Source organism: Azotobacter tropicalis, from assembly GCF_059739045.1.
This window is the reverse complement of sequence record NZ_AP046059.1, coordinates 3,011,670-3,033,129: the sequence shown is the minus strand read 5'-3', so window position 1 is coordinate 3,033,129 and position 21,460 is coordinate 3,011,670. Positions and strand designations below refer to the sequence as shown.

The 21,460-nt window shown below is 67.3% G+C and carries 20 protein-coding genes and 2 pseudogenes; 6 read left to right on the top strand and 16 right to left on the bottom strand.

Annotated features, from left to right (window positions below):
• Positions 1–8: 8 nt before the first annotated feature.
• A pseudogene (locus Atro_RS14360) lies at positions 9–1,816 on the bottom strand (nickel-dependent hydrogenase large subunit).
• A 1-nt stretch (position 1,817) separates the two neighbouring features.
• Positions 1,818–2,888: pseudogene (locus Atro_RS14355) on the bottom strand (hydrogenase small subunit); the annotation flags it as partial.
• Between the two features lie 268 nt (positions 2,889–3,156).
• Here Atro_RS14355 and Atro_RS14350 point away from each other — a divergent pair.
• Positions 3,157–4,467 carry an MFS transporter gene (locus Atro_RS14350; RefSeq protein ID WP_497923291.1) on the top strand — a complete coding sequence of 437 codons (1,311 nt, stop codon included), beginning with the start codon at positions 3,157–3,159 and terminating at the stop codon, positions 4,465–4,467.
• Positions 4,468–4,477: 10 nt separating this feature from the next.
• On the opposite strand, the gene modC is transcribed toward Atro_RS14350, so the two are convergent.
• The 4 genes from modC to Atro_RS14330 form a co-directional block, all read right to left on the bottom strand.
• Positions 4,478–5,563: a molybdenum ABC transporter ATP-binding protein gene (modC, locus tag Atro_RS14345; RefSeq protein WP_497927689.1), complete on the bottom strand. Its 1,086-nt coding sequence runs from the start codon at positions 5,561–5,563 to the stop codon at positions 4,478–4,480.
• Between the two features lie 79 nt (positions 5,564–5,642).
• Positions 5,643–6,323, bottom strand: a complete 681-nt coding sequence (modB, locus tag Atro_RS14340; protein ID WP_497923289.1) for a molybdate ABC transporter permease subunit — start codon at positions 6,321–6,323, stop codon at positions 5,643–5,645.
• Between the two features lie 18 nt (positions 6,324–6,341).
• On the bottom strand, positions 6,342–7,097 hold the full coding sequence (gene modA / locus Atro_RS14335) for a molybdate ABC transporter substrate-binding protein (protein WP_497923288.1): 756 nt from the start codon (positions 7,095–7,097) through the stop codon (positions 6,342–6,344).
• Positions 7,098–7,137: 40 nt separating this feature from the next.
• Positions 7,138–7,950, bottom strand: coding sequence for a TOBE domain-containing protein (locus Atro_RS14330; RefSeq protein ID WP_497923286.1), 813 nt, complete (start codon positions 7,948–7,950; stop codon positions 7,138–7,140).
• Between the two features lie 204 nt (positions 7,951–8,154).
• On the opposite strand from Atro_RS14330, the gene Atro_RS14325 reads away from it, so the two are divergent.
• Positions 8,155–8,583: a TOBE domain-containing protein gene (locus Atro_RS14325; RefSeq protein WP_497923285.1), complete on the top strand. Its 429-nt coding sequence runs from the start codon at positions 8,155–8,157 to the stop codon at positions 8,581–8,583.
• Between the two features lie 584 nt (positions 8,584–9,167).
• Here Atro_RS14325 and Atro_RS14320 read toward each other — a convergent pair.
• From Atro_RS14320 to rsxA, 9 genes are read right to left on the bottom strand one after another with little or no spacing between them, the layout of a single operon-like run.
• Positions 9,168–9,563 carry a NifB/NifX family molybdenum-iron cluster-binding protein gene (locus tag Atro_RS14320; RefSeq protein ID WP_497923283.1) on the bottom strand — a complete coding sequence of 132 codons (396 nt, stop codon included), beginning with the start codon at positions 9,561–9,563 and terminating at the stop codon, positions 9,168–9,170.
• The gene (locus Atro_RS14315) at positions 9,560–10,291 is read right to left on the bottom strand and encodes a dinitrogenase iron-molybdenum cofactor biosynthesis protein (protein WP_497923282.1); all 732 of its coding nucleotides are present in this window, start codon (positions 10,289–10,291) and stop codon (positions 9,560–9,562) included. Before Atro_RS14315 ends, Atro_RS14320 begins: the two co-directional genes overlap by 4 nt.
• Positions 10,292–10,315: 24 nt before the next feature.
• Complete coding sequence (locus Atro_RS14310) at positions 10,316–10,579, bottom strand: RnfH family protein (RefSeq protein WP_089169628.1); 264 nt, start codon at positions 10,577–10,579, stop codon at positions 10,316–10,318.
• Positions 10,580–10,601: 22 nt separating this feature from the next.
• Positions 10,602–11,318 (bottom strand): electron transport complex subunit E, encoded by a 717-nt coding sequence (locus Atro_RS14305; protein ID WP_497923280.1) that lies wholly within the window; start codon positions 11,316–11,318, stop codon positions 10,602–10,604.
• Between the two features lie 13 nt (positions 11,319–11,331).
• Positions 11,332–12,021: an electron transport complex subunit RsxG gene (gene rsxG, locus Atro_RS14300; RefSeq protein ID WP_497923278.1), complete on the bottom strand. Its 690-nt coding sequence runs from the start codon at positions 12,019–12,021 to the stop codon at positions 11,332–11,334.
• Positions 12,022–12,036: 15 nt separating this feature from the next.
• Complete coding sequence (locus Atro_RS14295; RefSeq protein WP_497923276.1) at positions 12,037–13,116, bottom strand: RnfABCDGE type electron transport complex subunit D; 1,080 nt, start codon at positions 13,114–13,116, stop codon at positions 12,037–12,039.
• Entirely contained in the window at positions 13,113–14,600 is a 1,488-nt protein-coding gene (gene rsxC, locus Atro_RS14290) for an electron transport complex subunit RsxC (RefSeq protein WP_497923274.1), read from the bottom strand. The genes Atro_RS14295 and rsxC overlap by 4 nt, the downstream gene beginning before the upstream one ends.
• A gap of 20 nt (positions 14,601–14,620) precedes the next feature.
• The gene (locus Atro_RS14285; protein WP_497923273.1) at positions 14,621–15,145 is read right to left on the bottom strand and encodes an RnfABCDGE type electron transport complex subunit B; all 525 of its coding nucleotides are present in this window, start codon (positions 15,143–15,145) and stop codon (positions 14,621–14,623) included.
• 49 nt (positions 15,146–15,194) lie between these two features.
• A complete protein-coding gene (rsxA, locus tag Atro_RS14280; RefSeq protein ID WP_497923271.1) occupies positions 15,195–15,767 on the bottom strand; it encodes an electron transport complex subunit RsxA in 573 nt (190 codons plus the stop codon).
• 424 nt (positions 15,768–16,191) lie between these two features.
• Between rsxA and nifL the strand changes: the two genes are divergently transcribed.
• Positions 16,192–17,751, top strand: a complete 1,560-nt coding sequence (gene nifL, locus Atro_RS14275; RefSeq protein ID WP_497923269.1) for a nitrogen fixation negative regulator NifL — start codon at positions 16,192–16,194, stop codon at positions 17,749–17,751.
• Positions 17,752–17,787: 36 nt separating this feature from the next.
• Here nifL and Atro_RS14270 read toward each other — a convergent pair whose 3' ends face one another.
• A complete protein-coding gene (locus tag Atro_RS14270) occupies positions 17,788–17,919 on the bottom strand; it encodes a hypothetical protein (protein ID WP_497923268.1) in 132 nt (43 codons plus the stop codon).
• Here Atro_RS14270 and nifA point away from each other — a divergent pair.
• The 3 genes from nifA to Atro_RS14255 all read left to right on the top strand — a co-directional run bounded on the left by nifA (position 17,881) and on the right by Atro_RS14255 (position 21,451).
• Positions 17,881–19,338 carry a nif-specific transcriptional activator NifA gene (gene nifA / locus Atro_RS14265; protein WP_497927688.1) on the top strand — a complete coding sequence of 486 codons (1,458 nt, stop codon included), beginning with the start codon at positions 17,881–17,883 and terminating at the stop codon, positions 19,336–19,338. The two genes, Atro_RS14270 and nifA, sit on opposite strands and share 39 nt — an antisense overlap.
• A 281-nt stretch (positions 19,339–19,619) precedes the next feature.
• Positions 19,620–21,131, top strand: a complete 1,512-nt coding sequence (gene nifB / locus Atro_RS14260) for a nitrogenase cofactor biosynthesis protein NifB (protein WP_497923266.1) — start codon at positions 19,620–19,622, stop codon at positions 21,129–21,131.
• A gap of 41 nt (positions 21,132–21,172) precedes the next feature.
• Positions 21,173–21,451: a 4Fe-4S dicluster domain-containing protein gene (locus tag Atro_RS14255; RefSeq protein WP_497923264.1), complete on the top strand. Its 279-nt coding sequence runs from the start codon at positions 21,173–21,175 to the stop codon at positions 21,449–21,451.
• Positions 21,452–21,460: the final 9 nt, after the last annotated feature.

The window sequence follows — 21,460 nt, the reverse complement described above, 5'->3', positions numbered from 1 at the left end:
CCTCCGGTTCAGCGGATCTTCACCCGGGTCAGCTCCTGGCCGTCCGGCGACATCACGTGGGTCGAGCAGGCCAGGCAGGGGTCGAAGCTGTGCAGGGTGCGCAGGATCTCCACCGGCTCGTCCGGGCGCTCCATCTTCGTGTTGAGCAGCGCGGCCTCGTAGGCGCCGATGTTGCCCAGGTGGTCGCGCGGGGTGCCGTTCCAGGTGGTCGGCACGATCGCCTGGTAGTTCTCGATCTTGCCGTCCCTGATCCTGATCCAGTGGCCCAGGGCGCCGCGCGGCGCCTCGTTGATGCCCACGCCCTTGGCCTCCTTCGGCCAGGTGCTCGGGTCCCACTTCTCGACGTTGGCGGTGGCGCGGTCGCCGGCCTTGATGTTGCCGACCAGGGCCTGCCAGTCGTCGAGCATGCTGTCCACCGCCAGTTCGCACTCCAGGGCGCGCGCCAGGGTGCGGCCGAGGGTCGAGGGCAGGAACTGCTTGAGGCCGAGGTTCAGGCCGGTGCTCTGATTGAAGGCGGACAGCGAGCGGTCGACCTGCTCCTTGACGTATTCGCGGCCGGAGGCGTAGGCGATGATGTAGCGCGCCAGCGGGCCGACCTCCATGGCGTGGCCGCGCCAGCGCGGTGCCTTGATCCAGCTGTACTTGTGCGCTTCGTCCAGCTCCTTGATGTCGGTGCGGCTGCCCTTGGTGTTCGGGCCGAGCTCGAATTTCGGCTCGGTGACGCCGTCCCAGGGATGCAGGCCGCGGGTCTCGTCGGCGTAGGTGTACCAGGAGTGGCTGACGAACTCCTGGATCTCCGCGGGATCGCGCACGTCGACCGGCAGCACCTCGTCCCAGTTGCCGCCGACGATGGCGCCGGCCGGCAGGAGGTCGCTGGACTTGTCGTACGGGACCTTGGTGAAGGTGCCGTAGGACAGCAGGTTGTGCCCGGCCAGGCCGCCGCCGTACAGCCAGTCCTTGTAGATTCCGGCGACCGCCAGGACGTCCGGCAGATAGACGTTCTTGGTGAACTCGCGGGCCTCGTGGATGCGCTCGAGGACGAAGTTCAGGCTGGTCATGTTGACCGGCGCGCCGGCGGCGCCGACGTCGTCCAGGTTGATGGCGCAGGCCACGCCGCCGACCATGTAGTTCGGGTGCGGGTTCTTGCCGCCGAAGATGGTGTGGATCTTGACGATGTCCTTCTGCAGGTCCAGCGCCTCCAGGTAGTGCGCCACGGCCATCAGGTCCGCCTCGGGCGGCAGCTTGTAGGCCGGGTTGTCCCAGTAGCCGTTGGCGAACAGGCCGAGCTGGCCGCTCTCGACGAACTTCTTCAGGCGCGTCTGCACGTCGCGGAAGTAGCCGGGGCTGGACTTGGCGTGGGCCGGCGAGACCGCCTGCTGCAGGGCGGAGGTGGCCTTGGATCGGCCTTCAGGGCGTTGACCGGGTTGACCCAGTCCAGCGCGTGCAGGTGGTAGAAGTGCACGATGTGGTCGTGCACCTGCAGCGTCTTGTCCATCAGGTTGCGGATCAGGTGCGCGTTGTAGGGGATGCGGATGTTCAGGGCATCCTCCACGGCGCGCACCGAGGTCAGCGCGTGGGTGCCGGTGCAGACGCCGCAGATGCGCTCGACGAAGGCCCAGGCGTCGCGCGGGTCGCGGCCCTTGAGGATGACCTCGAGGCCGCGCCACATGGTGCCGGTGGACACCGCGTTGGTGATGACGTTGTTGGCGTCGACGTTGACCTCGCAGCGCATGTGGCCCTCGATGCGGGTCACCGGGTCGACGACGATGCGCCGGCCGGATTTGTCCAGCTGGCTGGCGTTCGGCAGGCTGCTCATGCCTGATCCCCTTGTTCTGCAGACGCTTGATGGCGGTGACCGCGGCGTGGGCGGCGATGGCGGCACCGACGCCGCCGGCGACGGCAGCGCCGATCTGGTCGGCGTTCTTCTCGATGCCGAACTGCGGGATGCTGCTCAGCCGCTCATAGAACGAGCCCTTGTCCCAGAAGCCGTCCTCCGAGCAGCCGATGCAGCCGTGGCCGGCCTGGATCGGGAAGGAGGTGCCTTCGTTCCAGCGCACCGTGGAGCAGGCGTTGTAGCTGGTCGGGCCCTTGCAGCCGACCTTGTACAGGCAGTAGCCCTTGCGCGCGCCCTCGTCGTCCCAGTGCTCGACGAACTGGCCGGCGTCGAAGTGCGGGCGGCGGTAGCATTTGTCGTGGATGCGCTGGCCGTAGAACATCTTCGGCCGGCCCTGGCGGTCCAGCTCGGGCAGCTTGCCGAAGGTCAGCATGTAGGTGATCACCCCGGTCATCACCTCGGCGATCGGCGGGCAGCCCGGCACCTTGATGATCGGCTTGTCGGTGATCACCTTGTGGATCGGCACCGCCTGGGTCGGGTTTGGCTTGGCCGCCTGCACGCAGCCCCAACTGGCGCAGCTGCCCCAGGCGATCACCGCCTTGGCGTCCTTGGCCGCATGCTTGAGCTGGTCGAGGAACGGCTTGCCGCCGACGATGCAGAACATGCCGTCCTCGTTGAGCGGCGGGTTGCCCTCCACGGCGAGGATGTACTCGCCCTTGTACTTCCTCATGGTCTCTTCGAGAGCCGCTTCGGCCTGGTGGCCGGCGGCGGCCATCAGGGTGTCGTCGTAGTCCAGGGAGATCATCGACAGCACCACGTCCTTGACCAGCGGGTGCGCGGAGCGGATGAACGACTCGGAGCAGCAGGTGCACTCCAGGCCGTGCAGCCAGAGCACCGGGGTGCGCGGCTTGGTTTCCATCGCGTGGGCGATCTGCGGGGCGAAGGTCGGGCCGAGGCCCAGGGCCGCGGCCGTCAGGCTGCAGTACTTGAGGAAGCTGCGGCGGGTGATGCCCTGACGCCGCATCACGTCGTAGAAGGTTTCGAGTTGAGACATGCCGTTACCCTTGTGGCCAGGTCGTTTCGGCGCCCCTGCGCACCGTCTTCGGCTATGACGGCATGCCGGCGGAGAGTTGCCCACGGTTGCTGAATAAAAACCCCGCGAATGATGCGCCAATGCCATGGTTTTGTCATGACTTGGTACAGAGGTACCCGTCGGATGGCGGGCCGCCCGCTCTGGCCCGCGGCCGCAGCTGCCGGGTGGGGCGTAATTTGCTATGGTGCGCCGGCATTCCCCTGCCCCCAGTCCCGAGAAGCCAGCCCCCATGCCCGCCGAGCACCCCGGCGCCGCGCCCGCGGCGCGCCCGTTGACCCGCAGCGACCTCAAGACCCTCTCGCTCTCCGCCCTCGGCGGTGCGCTGGAGTTCTACGACTTCATCATCTTCGTGTTCTTCGCCGCGGTGGTCGGCAAGCTGTTCTTCCCCGCCGAGATGCCCGAGTGGCTGCGCCAGCTGCAGACCTTCGGGATCTTCGCCGCCGGCTACCTGGCGCGCCCGCTGGGCGGCATCGTCATGGCCCACTTCGGCGACCTGCTCGGGCGCAAGCGCATGTTCACCCTGAGCATCTTCATGATGGCCGTGCCGACCCTGTGCATGGGTCTGTTGCCGACCTACGCGCAGATCGGCATCTGGGCGCCGCTGGCGCTGCTGGCGCTGCGCGTGGTGCAGGGCGCGGCGATCGGCGGCGAGGTGCCGGGGGCCTGGGTGTTCGTCGCCGAGCACGTGCCGGAGCGGCGCATCGGCTTCGCCTGCAGCACCCTGACCGCCGGGCTGACCGCCGGCATCCTGCTCGGCTCGCTGACCGCCAGCGCGATCAACCGGGCGTTCAGCCCCGCGGAGCTGGCCGACTGGGCCTGGCGCATCCCCTTCCTGCTCGGCGGGGTGTTCGGTCTGGTTTCGGTCTACCTGCGCCGCTGGCTGCACGAGACGCCGGTGTTCGCCGAGCTGCAGCTGCGCCAGTCGCTGGCCGCCGAGCTGCCGCTCAAGGCGGTGCTGCGCGAACACCGCCCGGCGGTGCTGCTGTCGATGCTGCTGACCTGGGTGCTGTCGGCCGGCATCGTGGTGGTGATCCTGATGACCCCGACCCTGCTGCAGACCCAGCACGGCTTCGCCGCCGGCGAAGCGCTCGCGGCCAACAGCCTGGCGATCGTCGGCCTGACCTTCGGCTGCGTGCTGGCGGGCCTCTCGGCGGACCGCTTCGGCGCCGGGCCGACCTTCGTCTGCGGCGGCCTGCTGCTGCTGGTGAGCTCCTCGGCGTTCTACGCCAGCCTCGCCGCGCACCGCGACCTGCTGCTGCCGCTGTACGGCCTGGCCGGCCTCTGCGTCGGCAGCATCGGCGCCATCCCCATGGTGATGGTCAAGGCCTTCCCGGCGGCGGTGCGCTTCTCCGGGCTGTCGTTCTCCTACAACCTGGCTTACGCCATCTGCGGCGGCCTGACGCCGATCCTGGTCAGTCTGCTGCTGAAGTGGAGCCCGCTGGGCCCGGCCTACTACGTCGGCGCGCTGTGCCTGCTGCTGGTGCTGGCCGGCGCGGCGCTGTGGCGGCGCACCGCCCTGGCGCCGGCACCGGCCGCCTGAAACGGCGACCTCAGCCGAGCAGCGCCACCGCCTTGATCTGCGCCCACATGCGCTTGCCGGGCAGGACGTCGAGCTGGTCGCAGGAGCGCCGGGTGATCCGCGCGATCAGCGGCGTGCCCTCGGCGTCCAGGCGCACCAGCACATGGGCCGGGGTGTCGGCCCCGACCACCTCACGCACCGTGGCCGGCAGCACGTTGGTGATGCTGGTGTCCTCGATCTGATTGAGCGCCAGGCTGACATCGCGGGCGTGCACGCGCAGGCGCAGGCGCTGGCCGGGCGCTTCCGGGCGGCGGGCGACCAGCACCGCGCCGCCGGGAAATTCGAGGCGGGTGAGGTGGTAATGGTCGTCGTGCTCGGCCACCACCGATTCGATGACCACCCCGGCGTCCTCGCTGAAGGCGGTGGGCAGGTCGAGGCGCGCCAGGGTCTCCTGCAGCCCGCCCTGGGCGACCACCCGGCCCTGGTCGAGCAGCACCACGTGGTCGGCGAGGCGCGCCACCTCGTCCGGCGAGTGGCTGACCAGCAGCATCGGGATGTCCAGCTCGTCGTGCAGGCGCTCCAGGTAGGGCAGGATCTCGTTCTTGCGCTTGAGGTCGAGCGCTGCCAGCGGCTCGTCCAGCAGCAGCAGGCGCGGACTGGTGAGCAACGCGCGGGCGATGCCGACGCGCTGGCGCTCGCCGCCGGACAGGCGGCCGGGCAGGCGCTCGAGCAGGTGGCCGATGCCGAGCAGCTCCAGCACCCGTTCCCAGGACACCCGGCGGCCGGCGGCGTCGACGCGCTTCAGGCCGTATTCCAGGTTGCGCCGTACGCTCAGGTGGGGGAACAGGCTGGCCTCCTGGAACACGTAGCCGAGGGCGCGCTTGTGGGTCGGCAGGAACACGCCGGCGGCGCTGTCCTGCCAGAGCTCGCCATTGATCTCCAGACGCGCCTCGGCGGCCCGCTCCAGGCCGGCGACGCAGCGCAGCAGGGTGGTCTTGCCGGAGCCGGAATGGCCGAACAGCGCGGTCACGCCATGCCCCGGCAGCTTCAGGTCGACGTCCAGCCCGAACCCGACATAGTTCACCCGGAAGCGGGCACGGATGCCGTCCGCCGGCATCTCGGCCTCACGGGCGGCGGCATCGGCCTTGGCGGCGGCGAGTTCGAGTGTGGTGCTCATGGCGAAACCTCCCGGCGGATCAGCTCAGCCCCGGCTTGAAGCGGCGACTGGAATAGAGTGCGAGCAGCACGAAGAAGGAGAACAGCACCATGCCACCGGCGAGCCAGTGCGCCTGCGCGTACTCCATCGCCTCGACGTGGTCGAAGATCTGCACCGCCACGGTACGGGTCTTTTCCGGGATGTTGCCGCCGATCATCAGCACCACGCCGAATTCGCCCACGGTATGCGCGAAGCCGAGGATCGCGGCGGTGACGAAGCCGGGCCGCGCCAGCGGCAGCACCACGGTGAAGAAGGTATCCCAGGGCCCGGCGCGCAGCGTCGCGGCCACCTCCAGCGGGCGCTCGCCGATCGCCTCGAAGGCGTTCTGCAAGGGCTGCACGACGAAGGGCAGCGAATAGAACACCGACGCCACCACCAGGCCGGCGAAGGTGAAGGGCAGCGTGCCGAGGCCCAGGGACTGGGTCAGTTGACCGACGGGGCCGTACGGCCCCATGGTCACCAGCAGGTAGAAGCCGAGCACGGTCGGCGGCAGCACCAGCGGCAAGGCCACCACCGCGCCCACCGGCCCCTTGAGGGGCGAGCGGGTACGTGCCAGCCACCAGGCGATCGGCGTGCCGACCACCAGGAGCAGCAGGGTGGTCAGCGAGGCCAGCTCCAGGGTCAGGCGGATGGCGGCGAAATCGTGCTCGGACAGCGGCATTGCCTGGACCTCCTGCGCTTACAGGTCGTAGCCGTAGGCCTTGATCACCGCGGCGGCCTTGGGCCCCTTGAGGTAATCGGCCAGTGCCTTGGCCGCCGGGTTGTCCTTGCCCTTGGCGAGGATCACCGCGTCCTGACGGATCGGATCGTGCAGGTCGGCCGGCACGGTCCAGCCGGAACCCTCGGTGAGCTTGCCGTCCTTGTACACCTGCGACAGGGCGACGAAGCCCAGTTCGGCGTTGCCGGTGGCGACGAACTGGTGCGCCTGGGCGATGTTGGCGCCCTCGACGAGCTTCGGCTTGACCGTCTCGCTCAGGCCGAGCTTGGCCAGTACCTGGGTGGCCGCGGCGCCGTAGGGTGCGGTCTTCGGGTTGGCGATGGCCAGGTGCTTGAAGGCGTTTTTCTTCAGCACTTCGCCCTTGCCGTCCACGTAGCCCGGCTTGGCCGACCAGAGCACCAGCTTGCCGATCGCATAGGTGAAGCGCGAGCCCGGAACGGTGGCGCCTTCCTTCTCCAGCTTCTCCGGGGTGGTGTCGTCGGCGGCGAGGAAGACCTCGAAGGGCGCACCGTTCTGGATCTGGGTATAGAAACCGCCGGTCGGGCCGAAGGAGGCGATCAGCTTGTGGCCGGTGTCCTTCTCGAACTGGGTGGCGATCTCCTTGATCGGCGCGGTGAAGTTGGCGGCAACGGCGACCTGCACCTCCTCGGCCTGGGCGGCGCAGGCGAGCAGACCGGCGCTCAGGGCGATGCACAGGCGGGACAGCGAAAAGCTCATGGGACTACTCCATGTTGAGGGAAACGGAACGGGGAAGAACTCAGCCGTAGACGGCGAGGATCACGCTGGACGACTTGAAGAAGGCGCAAGCCTCCACGCCCGGCGCCAGGCCGAGGGCTTCACAGCTGTCGGCGGTAACCACGCAGGTCACGCTGCGCCCGGACGGCAGGGCCAGGGTCACCTCGTTGTTCACCGGCCCCGGGTGGATCTCGACGACCTCGCCCCACAACTGGTTGCGCGCGGTGAGCTTGAGCGAGCGCTCGGTGGTGAGCATCACCGAGGAGGACTTGACCAGGGCGAAGACCTCCTTGCCGATGGCCAGCTCCAGATTCTCCGCACTGGCCTTGGTGATGATCGCGGCGATCTCGTTCTCGGCATCCAGGCGGATGCACACCTCGTAGTCGACGCCGCCGACGCGCAGGCCGGTGACGGTGCCGGCGAACTGGTTGCGCGCACTGGTCTTCATGCTCATCGAGTGCATGAGGCGCTGGAAGGACTGGATATCGCCGCCGGTCACCTCGTTGAGGCGCTCGGAGAGGCGGTCGAGGGCGTGCTGGTACTCGATCTCCAGGGCGCGGTACATGGCCACGATGCGCCGGCCGTAGTCGGTGAGCTGGGTGCCGCCGCCCTGCCGGCCGCCGGCGACCCGCACCACCAAGGGCTCGGGCGCGAGGTTGTTCATGGTGTCGATGGCATCCCAGGCCGCCTTGTAGGACAGCGGCACGGCCTTGGCCGCGCGATTGATCGAACCCTCGCGCTCGATCTGCTCGAGCAGGCGGATGCGGGTATCGGACAGGGCGGTACCGACATCGGTGTCCAAGGACATGCGGGCAAGGAAGCGAGTGGCGCTCATCGTCTGTGGCCTGTAAATTATCTATCTACCTGAGTTTATATAAAGCAATCGGCATGCCAAATGGCACCCTGCTATTGTTCCGCCTCTCCAAGGGCCTTGTCTATACTTCCGTCCCATATGAATTGTTATATTCACAACAATTTATGTTGCATATGATATAGCGCTTGTGCCAAACCCTGCACACCATCGGACGAGGAACACAGCATGAAAATCAGCGCCCGCAACGTCTTCAACGGTACCGTCAGCGCCCTGAAGGAAGGCTCGGTCAATGCCGAGGTGGACATCGTCCTGGGCGGCGGCGACAAGCTCGCCGCCGTAGTGACCCTGGAAAGCGCCAAGTCCCTGCAACTGGCTGCCGGCAAGCCGGTGGTCGCCGTGATCAAGGCGCCCTGGGTCCTGCTGATGACCGACAGCAGCGGCTATCGCCTGTCCGCCCGTAACATCCTGACCGGCACCGTCAAGACCATCGAGGCCGGCGCGGTCAATGCCGAAGTCACCCTGGCCCTGCCGGGCGGCACCGAAATCACCTCCATGGTCACCAAGGAGGCCGTCGCCGAACTGGGCCTGAAGCCGGGAGGCAGCGCCAGTGCGGTGATCAAGGCCTCCAACGTGATCCTCGGCGTCCCGGCCTGACGGAAAACGCCCGCTCACGGATGGCACGAGGCGTGCCTGCAAGAGACACGCCTCTTCACGAATCTGCACCATGCCCCTCTTCGCGCTCGCGCGCTTTCTTCGCCGTTCCCGCCCCACCCGCCCGGCCCCGCCGGATCGCCTGCAACTCCATCTGCGCAAGCGCCTGACCGCCGGTCAGCGACCCTCTCGAACTTGGCATAGCACAGCAGCGCAAGCCTCGCCCTGGCCGTCCTGCGCGAGCGCCAGCGCACCACGCTGGTGCTGGTCAGCGCCGGGGGCCGGCTGGCGACGCCGCGCCCGGCCTGTACTGAGCGCCGGCCGCGACAGGCTTCCAGTCGACGCAGCACGGCGAACAGGGCGAACGCACGAAAGGGGCGAAGAGAAAAGACCACAACGGCCTGAGGGACAGGCACGGACAACTCCCGGAGATCCGGGCTGCTGCCTGGTCAAGGGCAAAGGAACAGTGGCAGACGGAACGTCAGAGGCAGGGAAACCGGGCGGCTCCCATTCTTGAGCGAAGAAGCGGGAAACCCGCGCGCCGTCGGCCAGGCCGATCCGACGGCGCGCAGGCGGGCGGTGCAGCGTTAGTGCTGGTGCCCTTCCCCGCCGCAGGAGTGCTCGTCATGAGGTTTGCCGGGCGGCAGGTCGCCGGCCAGGAAGGCCTTGACCGCCAGTTCCGGGTCGCTCTCGCCGGTGGTGAGCAGGGTCACTCCGCGCTCGCCGAGACGGCGGATGACGCCTTCGCCGGCGGTCGCGGCGATGGCCGCGTCCACGCCATGCAGCGGATGCCGCTCGGGGTACTCGGTGACGTGCCAGTGGTGCAGGACGGCTTTCTCCGCCAGCTCGATGGCGTAGATGCTCACCGGGGCCTGGCCCGGCCAGACGTCGAACACCTCCCAGCGCTGGGCGCGCCCGGCATGGTCGGCCACGCGGCCCTGGCGGTCGACCGCCACGGCGATCAGTCGGCGTTCTGCGCTCATGCCTTGACCGCCTCTTCCTCGTCGTCGGACACGGAAAAGCGCACCCGCTCCTCGGCGGAAACGCCGACCAGCTTGGCCAGCCACGGCGGCGGCGAGCCGGCCATGACCGACTGCAGCTCGGCAACGGCTTCCTGCGCCGCGCAGCCCTTGGGCTTCTTCAGCGGATGGATGCCGGCACGGACCACCTTGGCCGCCGCCGGTCCGCCGATCGACACCACGTAGAGCACCTGGCAGTCCTGGATCTGCTCGACGCGCCAGGCGTTCTTGTCCTCGGCCAGCGCCACGTCCAGGGTGGAGCGGATGTCGATCAGCGCAGCCTCCTTGGCGCTCACCTGATAGACGAGAAAGCGCAGGCAGGAACCGAAGTGCCCATCGAGCTGCTCACCGTTGTTGGAGGCAATGGCCACGCGGATCGAACCTTCGGGCATGCGTTCCAGCTTCACCGGGTGGGGCAGGCTGTCGACCTCGGCCTCGCCCCAGAGGATGCGCACCGCATCCTTGAGCGCCGACATGGGGGTGTCGAGCATGTCGACATCCTCTTCGGAGCCGGCCAGGCCGATCTTCAGGTCGGTGACGCTCACGCCCTGCAAGCTCTCCTCGGTCAGCGGACCGTCGATCTGCTGATGCAGGATTTCCAGCAGCTGGCCGACCGTGGTACCGGGCAGAGCCCTGGCAGCCAGGGCGATGCGCAGGGCAGTTTCGCGACTCATGTTCACGGGGGTTACCATAAGCGGCCTCCTGGGCGACTGAACTCAATCGTCATCATCGTCGTCATCGTCTTCGTCCACCTTCGTGATGCGCTGGTAGATCTCGACGCGGTCGCCATCCTTGAGCGGACTGTCCAACTTAACGAACTTGCCGAACACGCCGACCTTCTGCTTCTTCAGGTCGATGTCCGGGCAGCAGCGCAGCACGCCGGACTGCTCGATCGCCTGCTCCACGCTGCAGCCATCCTCCACCTTGCAGCTGAGCTGAAGGGGCTTGGCCGGATCGGCATATACCACTGAAACTCTCATTTCGCTATCACTCCTCAGCCGGTTACTGCAGGACGACCAGTTCGCCGTGGGTCTGCTGCCGGCGTTCGGCGCGCTTGCGGTCGATCACCCGCTTGGCGGCCAGCAGGAAGCCCAGGACGATGAAGGCGCCCGGCGGCAGGATGGCCAGCAGGATGCCCTGGAAGTCGGGAATCACGGTGATTTCCATCCACTTGAAGTACGGGCCAAGCAGCGAGGAGGCCTGGGAGAACAGGGTGCCGCTGCCGAGGATCTCGCGGATGCCGCCGATCACTACCAGCACGGCGGTGAAGCCGATGCCCATGCCGGCGCCGTCGAGGACCGAGGGGAGCACCGGGTTCTTCAGGCAGAAGGACTCGGCACGGCCGAGCACCGCGCAGTTGGTTACGATCAGCGCGATGAACAGGCCGAGCACCTTGTACAGCTCGTGCATCCAGGCGTTCATCGCCATGTCGATCAGGGTCACCACACCGGCGATCACGCCGATCATCACCGGGTTGCGCACCTCGGGAGAAATGGTGTGGCGCATCGACGAGATGAGCGCGTTGGTCAGGATCAGCACCAGGGTGGTGGCCAGACCCATGCCCAGGCCGTTGGTGGCGGTGGTGGTCACCGCCAGGGTCGGGCAGAGCGCGAGCATCTGCACCAGGGCGACGTTGTATTGCCACAGGGCCGAGGTGAAGTACTGCCACGGCACCTTCTTTTCCGGCTCGGGAACGCTGGGGGCTCCGCAATGACTCATGGTTGGACTCCTCTTACTCGGCTTTCAGCTGGTCGGTATGCCGGGCCTGGAACTGCAGGCCCTGCAGCACGGTCTTGACCACGGCACGCGGGGTGATGGTGGCGCCGGCGAACTGGTCGAACTGACCGCCGTCCTTCTTCACCTTCCACTTGCCCAGCGCGGTGTTGTCCAGCGACAGGCCGTCGAAGACCTTGATCCAGTCGCTGCGCGAGGCCTCGATCTTGTCGGCCAGGCCGGGGGTTTCCTTGTGCGACAGCACCCGCACGCCGAGGATCTTGCCCTGGGCGTCGACGGCCATCATCTGGTTGATGGGACCGCCGTAGCCGATGTTGCTGCCCTGGAAGACCACCGCGGTGAGCTTGCCCTGCAGGCGCGCCGGGAACACCTCGACCTCGCCGAGCTCGGCGTCCTGCACCTTGAAGCCGTCGGCCAGCGGGTTGTTGTCGTACAGCGACTGGGGCAGCACCTCGCGCAGCGTGGCCAGCCGGTCCTCCATCTGCTGGTCGGCGATGGTGCCCTGGGTCATGGCGTTGCCGATCAGCAGGAGCAGGGCCACCACGGCGCAGATCAGGCCCAGCGACAGGCCCTGGTAGGCCACCTGCGTGCGCCACTTTTCCAGACGCTCGAGGAGCGTGGGCTTGCCCGCGACCGCCTCGGCGGGCGCGGCGGCCTCCTCGGCCGGAGTCATCGTCGTATCGTTCATACCTTGTCCACCTCTTTAACCTGGCTGGTCCATTTGCCGCGACCAGCGGCTTGCCCGGACGTTGCGGCCGTAGGCGCGCGGCCGCCAGTAGCGATCGATCAGCGGGGTCAGCGCGTTCATGAAGAGCACCGCGAAAGCGGCCGCCTCGGGGAAGCTGCCCCAGGTGCGGATCACGTAGATCAGCACGCCGCAGCCGGCGCCAAAGATCAGCCGGCCGACGCGGCTGATCGGCGAAGTCACCGGGTCGGTGGCGATGAAGAAGGCACACAGGATCAGGCCGCCGGAAGTCAGGTGATAGAGCCCGCCGGCATAGCGATCCGGATTGATCAGGTAGGCGAGGCTCGCCATCGCGAACACGCTCGCCAGGATGGCGACCGGGATTTCCCAGTGGATGATGCGGCGCAGCACCAGCCAGACGCCGCCGACCAGCAGCAGCAGTTCCGAGGTCTCGCCGAGGCTGCCGGGGGTGCTACCGAACAGCGCCGAGATCACGTTGAAGCTGCTGCCCAGAATGTCCTGAGCGGTGCGGTTGAGGGTCAGCTCGGTCTTCAGGTTGCCCAGCGCGGTGGCGCCGGTCATGCCGTCGGCCAGCGGAGCGCCGGCGAAGGTGATCGCCAGGCTGTCGAAAAAGCCCGGCGCCGCGGACGAGAACAGCGGATGCGGCAGCGCCCAGGTGGTCATCTGCAGCGGGAAGGCGATCAGCAGGGCGACGCGCGCCAGCATGGCCGGGTTGAAGGGGTTCTGGCCGATGCCGCCGTACAGCTGCTTGCCGATGCCGATGGCGAACAGGCTGCCGCCGACGCCGATCCACCAGGGCGCCCACGGCGGCAGGGAGATCGCCAGCAGCCAGCCGGTGAGCAGGGCCGAGCCATCGAGCAGACGGCGCATGGGCTGGCCCAGCAGGCGCAGGCAGGCCGCCTCGACGGCCAGGGCGCTGGCGCAGGTGACCAGCCACAGATTGATGGCCGGCCAGCCGAACATCACCAGGCCGAACAGGGTGGCCGGCGCAAGCGCCAGACACACGTCCAGCATGATGCGGTTGACCGAGGAGCGGTCGTGGGCGAATGGCCCCGCCGCGACGCTGATGGTGCTCATGACTCTACCTCACTGCTCGGCTTGGCGGCCTTGGCGGCGGCCTTGGCGGCCTTGGCGGCTTCCTTGGCTGCCTTGGCGGCGGCCTTGGCGGCCTCTTCTTCTGCCAGACGCGCGGCACGGGCCTCGGTCTGACGCTTGATGTAGTCGCTCTTGCGGGAAGCGCTGCGACGTTCGTCCTGCTGGCCCTTGGCGTACTGGAAGTACTGCACCAGCGGAATGTGCGAGGGGCAGACGTAGGAGCAGCAGCCGCAGAGGATGCAGTCGCGCAGGCCGTATTCGTTGGCGCCGTCGTAGTCGTCGGCGCGGGCATAGAGGGCCATGTCCAGCGGGGTCAGACCCATCGGGCAGGCGTCCACGCAGCTCGCGCAGCGGATGCAGGGCGCCGGATCCTTGTTCGGCAGCTCGTGCTGGGCCAGCGCCAGCAGGCCGGTAGCGCCCTTGATCACCGGCACCTGGGTGGAGGGCAGCACCGCGCCCATCATCGGCCCGCCGAGCAGCATCTGCTCGGGGGTGCCGGTCAGCCCGCCGCAGGCGTCGATGAGCGCCTGCACCGGGGTGCCGATCAGCACGTCGAGGTTCTGCGGGGTCTTCACGCAGGCACCGGACACGGTGACCACCCGCGAGATCAGCGGACGGCCGAAACGCAGGGCCTGCTGGATGGCGTACACGGTACCGGCGTTGTGCACCAGCACGCCGACGTCGGTACTGCGGCCGCCGGCCGGCACTTCGCGGCCGGTGACCGCCTGGATCAGCTGCTTGGCCGAACCCATGGGATAGAGCGCCGGCACCGCCAGCACCTCGATGGCGCCGAAGTGCTCGGCGGCGGCGCGCATGGCGGCCAGGGCCTCGGGCTTGTTGTCCTCGATGGCGATGACCACGCTGTAGGCGCGCAGGATGTGCTGGATCAGCCGGGCGCCGTCGACGATTTCCGCGGCGCGCTCGCGCATGATGCGGTCGTCGCAGGTCAGGTAGGGTTCGCACTCGCTGCCGTTGACCACCACGGTCTTGATCTCGTGGCGGGTGCCCTGCTTGAGCTTGACCGCCGCCGGGAAGATCGCCCCGCCGAGACCGACGATGCCGGCCTGGGCGACGCGGTCGGCGAGCACCAGCGGGTCCTCGGCGAACGGATCGCCGGACACGTGCAGATCGATCCAGCGGTCCTCACCGTCGCTTTCCAGGGTGATGCCGGTGGTGGTGAGACCCGACGGGTGCGGCGCGGCAATCGGCCCGATGGCGACGATGCGCCCCGAGGTGGGTGCGTGTACCGGGGCGGAGACCTCCGTCGGCGGGAAGGCCAGCAACTGGCCCTTGAGCACCGTGTCGCCGACCTTGACCATCGGCAGGGCCTCGGCCCCGGCGTGCTGGCGCAGCGGCAGGTAGAGACGCGGTGGCAGCGGCAGGCTGCCGATGGGCAGCGCGGCCGAGAGATCCTTGTGGGCGGCCGGATGGACGCCGCCACGGATACTGGAAAGATTGAAGTGCATGCGAAGGCTCCGTAATCGACTCAGGCGGCGGCAGGCTTGTTCCAGCGCCAGGTGTCCAAGGTCTGCTCCTGCGGGGTCAGGATGACGCAGTCTTCCGGACAGGCGTCGCGGCACTTGCCGCAACCGGTGCAGGCATCCTCCAGCACCACGTGGACCTGCCCGCTGGCGCCGACGATGGCGTCGGTGGGGCAGGCACGGTAGCAGCGGGTGCAGCCGATGCACTGCGAGGCTTCCACCCGCGCCATCATGGGAGCGGCCATCTGGCTGGCATCCAGACTCACGCCGAGCATCTCGGCCAGCTTCTCGGCCAGCCCCACGCCGCCGGGCGGGCAGCAGGTGACCGCCGCATTGCCCTCGACGATCGCCACGGCAGCGGCGCCGCAGCCGGGGAAACCGCACTGCCCGCACTGGCTGCCGGGCATCAGGTCGCTGACTTCCTTGATCAGGGGGTTTTCGTCGCTTACCGCGAACTTGCGGGCCGCCAGGCCCAGACCGAAGCCCAGGAGCACGCCCATCACTGCCAGAGCCAGAGTTGCCTCTATCATAAATTGCCCTCCTCTCGTCGCCGGTCGCACCGGCCGTCCAGTGTCAGAATCAGATCAGGCCGCCGAAGCCCATGAAGGCCAGCGCCAGCAGGCCGGCGGTGACGAAGGCGATCGGCGGACCGGAAAAGGCGGCCGGCACGTTGGCCAGGGCCAGGCGCTCGCGCAGGCCGGCGAAGATGATCATGATCAGCGAGAAGCCCAGGCCCGAGCCCAGGCCGAACAGCACGGCCATGGTCAGGTCGTGGCCCTCGCGCACGCTGAGCAGCGGCACGCCGAGCACGGCGCAGTTGGTGGTGATCAGCGGCAGGTAGATGCCCAGCGAGCGGTACAGCGGCGGGCTGACCTTGCGGATGATCATCTCGATCAGCTGTACCATGCCGGCGATGACTACGATGTAGGCGAGGATGCGGATGAAGCCGATGCCCAGCGGCAGCAGCACGTAGTGCTCGAGCAGCCAGCTGCTGGCACCGCCGAGGCCCATGACCAGGGTGGTGGCCACGGCCAGGCCGATCGACGGATCGAGCTTGCTCGACACGCCCATGAACGGACACAGGCCCAGAAAGCCCACCAGCACCACGTTGTGAACCAACACGGTGCCTAACAGAAACAAAACGTAATCCATAAGCGACCTCACCTACTCGGCTGAACCTTGGATGCACCTTTGTCGGGCGCACGCTTTTGCCGAAGACTTTTTGCATCAAGCATGCCAGCGCTCAAAATTTACACAGGCGCGCCTTGCAGCCCCTCAAAAACTTGACCTAAATCAATAAAGAGCTTCGCCGCGCCGACCGCCTATCCACCCGGCGCACCCGGTTTTGTAAGGTTTGTGACAGCTCGTTATTGAGCCTGCCGCCCGGCTTGTGCGCTTTCGCACAGCTAGGGAGCAGCCACCCGGAAATTCATTGTTCCGCGGCTTTTCCGAGCAATTCGGCGTGCCCGGACACTCAAGGTGCGGCACAGGATTTGCTAATTTTTTTCAGGCCCCACGCGCCATTCCGGCGGATGCAGTCATGCCCGCCGGTTCCCTTGGATAGACGAGGCACAGCATGACCCCGGCCAACCCGACCCTGAGCAACGAGCCGCAAGCGCCTGGCGCCGAAAGCGACGAGCTGCTTCCCGAGATCTTCCGCCAGACGGTGGAGCATGCGCCCATCGCCATCTCCATCACCGACCTCAAGGCCAACATCCTCTACGCCAACCGCGCCTTCCGCACCATCACCGGCTACGACAGCGAGGAAGTGCTCGGCAAGAACGAATCGATCCTTTCCAACGGCACCACGCCGCGCCTGGTCTACCAAGCGCTGTGGGGCCGGCTGGCGCAGAAGAAGCCGTGGTCCGGCGTGCTGGTCAACCGGCGCAAGGACAAGAGCCTGTACCTGGCCGAACTGACCGTGGCGCCGGTGCTCGACGAAACCGGCGAGACCATCTACTACCTGGGCATGCACCGCGACACCAGCGAGCTGCACGAGCTGGAACAGCGCGTCAACAACCAGCGCCTGATGATCGAGGCGGTGGTCAACGCCGCCCCGGCGGCGATGGTGGTGCTCGACCGCCAGCACCGCGTGGTGCTGTCCAACCCGAGCTTCTGCCGCCTGGCCCGCGATCTGGTCGAGGACGGCGCCAGCGAGAACCTGGTGGCACTCTTGCGGGAAAACCTCGCCACGCCCTTCGAGGCGCTGGAGAACCAGGGCACTGCCTTCTCCGGCAAGGAGATCTCCTTCGACCTGGGCGGCCGCTCGCCGCGCTGGCTGTCCTGCCACGGCCGGGCCATCCACATCGAGGACGAGCAGGCCCATGTGTTCTTCGCCCCCACCGAGGAGCGCTACCTGCTGCTGACCATCAACGACATCTCCGAGCTGCGCCAGAAGCAGCAGGACTCGCGGCTCAACGCGCTGAAGGCGCTGATGGCCGAGGAGGAACTGCTGGAGGGCATGCGCGAGACCTTCAATGCCGCCATCCACCGCCTGCAGGGTCCGGTTAACCTGATCGACGCAGCGATGCGCATGCTCGAGCGACGCCTCGGCGACAAGGCCGGCAACGACCCGGTGCTGAGCGCCATGCGCGAGGCCAGCGCGGCCGGCATGGAGGCGCTGGAGAACCTCAGCGGCTCCATTCCGGTGCGCATGGCCGAATCCAAGATGCCGGTCAACCTCAACCAGTTGATCCGCGAGGTGATCACCCTGTGCACCGACCAGCTGCTGGCCCAGGGCATCGTCGTCGACTGGCAGCCGGCGCTGCGCCTGCCCTGGGTGATGGGCGGCGAAAGCAGCCTGCGCAGCATGATCAAGCACCTGGTCGACAACGCCATCGAGTCCATGAGCCAGAACCAGGTCAGCCGCCGCGAGCTGTTCATCAGCACCCGCGTGGAGAACCACCTGGTGCGCATGGAGATCACCGACAGCGGGCCGGGCATTCCGCCCGAGCTGGTACTCAAGGTGTTCGAGCCGTTCTTCAGCACCAAGCCGCCGCACCGCGTCGGACGCGGCATGGGCTTGCCGGTGGTCCAGGAGATCGTCGCCAAGCACGCCGGGATGGTGCACGTAGACACCGATTATCGCGAGGGCTGCCGGATCGTCGTCGAGCTGCCCTTCTCGGCCTCCACTTGAACAGCGACAGGGAATGCCCATGAATGCAACCATCCCTCAGCGCTCGGCCAAACAACCCCGGTCGAACTCTATGATCTCCAGCTGCAGGCGCTGGCGAGCATCGCCCGCACGCTCAGCCGGGAACAGCAGATCGACGAGCTGCTCGACCAGGTCCTGGCCGTGCTGCACAACGACCTCGGCCTGCTGCACGGCCTGGTGACCATTTCCGACCCGGAGCACAGCGCCCTGCAGATCGGCGCCATCCACACCGACTCGGAAGCGGTCGCCCAGGCCTGCGAAGGCGTGCGCTATCGAAGCGGCGAAGGCGTCATCGGCAACGTGCTCAAGCACGGCAACAGCGTGGTGCTCGGGCGCATCTCCGCCGATCCGCGCTTCCTCGACCGCCTGGCCCTGTACGACCTGGAAATGCCGTTCATCGCCGTGCCGATCAAGAACCCCGAGGGCAACACCATCGGCGTGCTGGCGGCCCAGCCGGATTGCCGCGCCGACGAGCAGATGCCGGCGCGCACGCGCTTTCTGGAGATCGTCGCCAACCTGCTGGCGCAGACCGTGCGCCTGGTGGTGAACATCGAGGACGGCCGCGAGGCCGCCGACGAGCGCGACGAGTTGCGCCGCGAGGTGCGCGGCAAGTACGGCTTCGAGAACATGGTGGTGGGCCACACCCCCACCATGCGCCGGGTGTTCGACCAGATCCGCCGGGTCGCCAAGTGGAACAGCACCGTGCTGGTGCTCGGCGAGTCCGGCACCGGCAAGGAGCTGATCGCCAGCGCCATCCACTACAACTCGCCGCGCGCGCACCGCCCGTTCGTGCGCCTGAACTGCGCCGCGCTGCCGGAAACCCTGCTCGAATCCGAACTCTTCGGCCATGAGAAGGGCGCCTTCACCGGCGCGGTGAAGCAGCGCAAGGGGCGCTTCGAGCAGGCCGACGGCGGCACCCTGTTCCTCGACGAGATCGGCGAGATCTCGCCGATGTTCCAGGCCAAGCTGCTGCGCGTGCTGCAAGAGGGCGAGTTCGAGCGGGTCGGCGGCAACCAGACGGTGCGGGTCAACGTGCGCATCGTCGCCGCCACCAACCGCGACCTGGAAAACGAGGTGGAGAAAGGCAAGTTCCGCGAGGACCTCTACTACCGCCTCAACGTCATGGCCATCCGCATCCCGCCGCTGCGCGAGCGCACCGCCGACATTCCCGAACTGGCGGAATTCCTCCTCACCAAGATCGGCCGCCAGCAGGGGCGCCCGCTGACCATCACCGACAGCGCCATCCGCCTGCTGATGAGCCACCGCTGGCCGGGCAACGTGCGCGAGCTGGAGAACTGCCTGGAACGCTCGGCGATCATGAGCGAGGACGGCACCATCACCCGCGACGTGGTCTCGCTGACCGGGGTCGACAACGAGAGCCCGCCGCTCGCCGCGCCGCTGCCCGAGGTCAACCTGGCCGACGAGAGCCTGGACGATCGCGAACGGGTGATCGCCGCCCTCGAACAGGCCGGCTGGGTGCAGGCCAAGGCCGCGCGACTGCTGGGCATGACGCCGCGGCAGATCGCCTACCGCATCCAGACCCTCAACATCCACATGCGCAAGATCTGACGGGAACCTCCGGCAATGGATGGCCGGCTTCTCCCCTCCCCTCTCTCCGTACCCGTCCGCCACGGGCCTTCGCCCCGTCCGGACCGCCGTCGCCGTCTCCCGCTGAATTTCGCTTGTCGCTTGTCGTACAGAAGCGCGCGCAGGATCGTGCGGATTTGTCCGTTGCGCGACAAACCAGCCCCTCAGTTTTCATATAAATCCTTTAAAAACAGCAACTTAAATAATCGGCACGGGTATTGCTCGGCTCTTGGGGTAAAGACTCTCTCAGCCGGAGACAGAACATGGAACTGAGCGTACTTGGGCAAAACAATGGGGGGCAGCACAGCGCTGGCGGCTGCTCCTCAAGTGGCTGCGGCAGCACGAACGATCAGCTCTCCCACTTGCCGGAAAACATTCGCGAAAAGGTGCACAACCATCCGTGCTATTCGGAAGAGGCGCACCACTACTTCGCACGCATGCACGTGGCGGTGGCGCCTGCCTGCAACATCCAGTGCCACTACTGCAACCGCAAGTACGACTGCGCCAACGAGTCGCGTCCGGGCGTGGTGTCCGAAGTGCTGACTCCGGAACAGGCGGTCAAGAAGGTCAAGGCCGTGGCCGCCACCATCCCGCAGATGACCGTGCTCGGCATCGCCGGTCCCGGCGACCCCCTGGCCAACCCGAAGCGCACCCTCGACACCTTCCGCATGCTCAGCGAGCAGGCGCCGGACATCAAGCTGTGCGTCTCCACCAACGGCCTGGCCCTGCCGGAGTGCGTCGACGAGCTGGCCAAGCACAACATCGACCACGTGACCATCACCATCAACTGCGTGGACCCGGAGATCGGCGCCAAGATCTATCCGTGGATCTACTGGAACAACAAGCGCATCCGCGGCATCAAGGCGGCCAAGATCCTCATCGAGCAGCAGCAGAAGGGTCTGGAGATGCTGGTGGCGCGCGGCATCCTGGTGAAGGTCAACTCGGTGATGATCCCCGGGGTCAACGACGAGCACCTGAAGGAAGTCAGCAAGATCGTCAAGGCCAAGGGTGCCTTCCTGCACAACGTCATGCCGCTGATCGCCGAACCCGAGCACGGCACCTTCTACGGCGTGATGGGCCAGCGCAGCCCCGAGCCGGAAGAGCTGCAGGACCTGCAGGACGCCTGCGCCGGCGACATGAACATGATGCGCCACTGCCGTCAGTGCCGCGCCGACGCGGTCGGCATGCTCGGCGAGGACCGCGGTGACGAGTTCACCCTGGACAAGATCGAGTCGATGGAAATCGACTACGAGGCGGCGATGGTCAAACGCGCCGCCATCCACGCGGCGATCAAGGAAGAGCTGGACGAGAAGGCGGCGAAGAAGGCCCGGCTGGCTGGCCTGTCTGTTGCATCTGTCCAGAACAGCACGACCGGCCGCTATCGTCCGGTGCTGATGGCCGTGGCCACCAGCGGCGGCGGCCTGATCAACCAGCACTTCGGTCACGCCACCGAGTTCCTGGTCTACGAGGCCTCGCCGTCCGGCGTGCGCTTCATCGGCCACCGCCGGGTCGACCAGTACTGCGTCGGCAACGACACCTGCGGCGAGAAGGAAAGTGCCCTCGCCGGCAGCCTGCGCGCCCTGAAGGGGTGCGAAGCGGTGCTCTGCTCGAAGATCGGTTTCGAGCCGTGGAGCGACTTGGAAGCCGCCGGCATCCAGCCCAATGGCGAACACGCCATGGAGCCGATCGAGGAAGCGGTCATGGCGGTCTATCGGGAAATGATCGAGTCGGGTCGCCTGGAGAATGACGGAGCCCTGCTGCAGGCCAAGGCCTGAGCCGGGCGCGGGACAGTTCGAGGATTGCGTGGAGGTGCGTGATGGCGCTGAAAATTGTGGAATCCTGTGTCAATTGTTGGGCATGTGTCGATGTCTGTCCGAGCGAAGCGATTTCCCTGGGTAGCTCGCACTTCAAGATCAGTGCGAGCAAGTGCACCGAGTGCGACGGGGACTACGAAGAGAAACAGTGCGCGAGCATCTGCCCGGTCGAGGGTGCGATCCTGCTCGCCGACGGCAGCCCGGCCAACCCGCCGGGCTCGCTGACCGGCATTCCTCCGGAGCGTCTGGCCGAAGCCATGCGCGAAATCCAGGCCCGCTGAGGAGAGCCG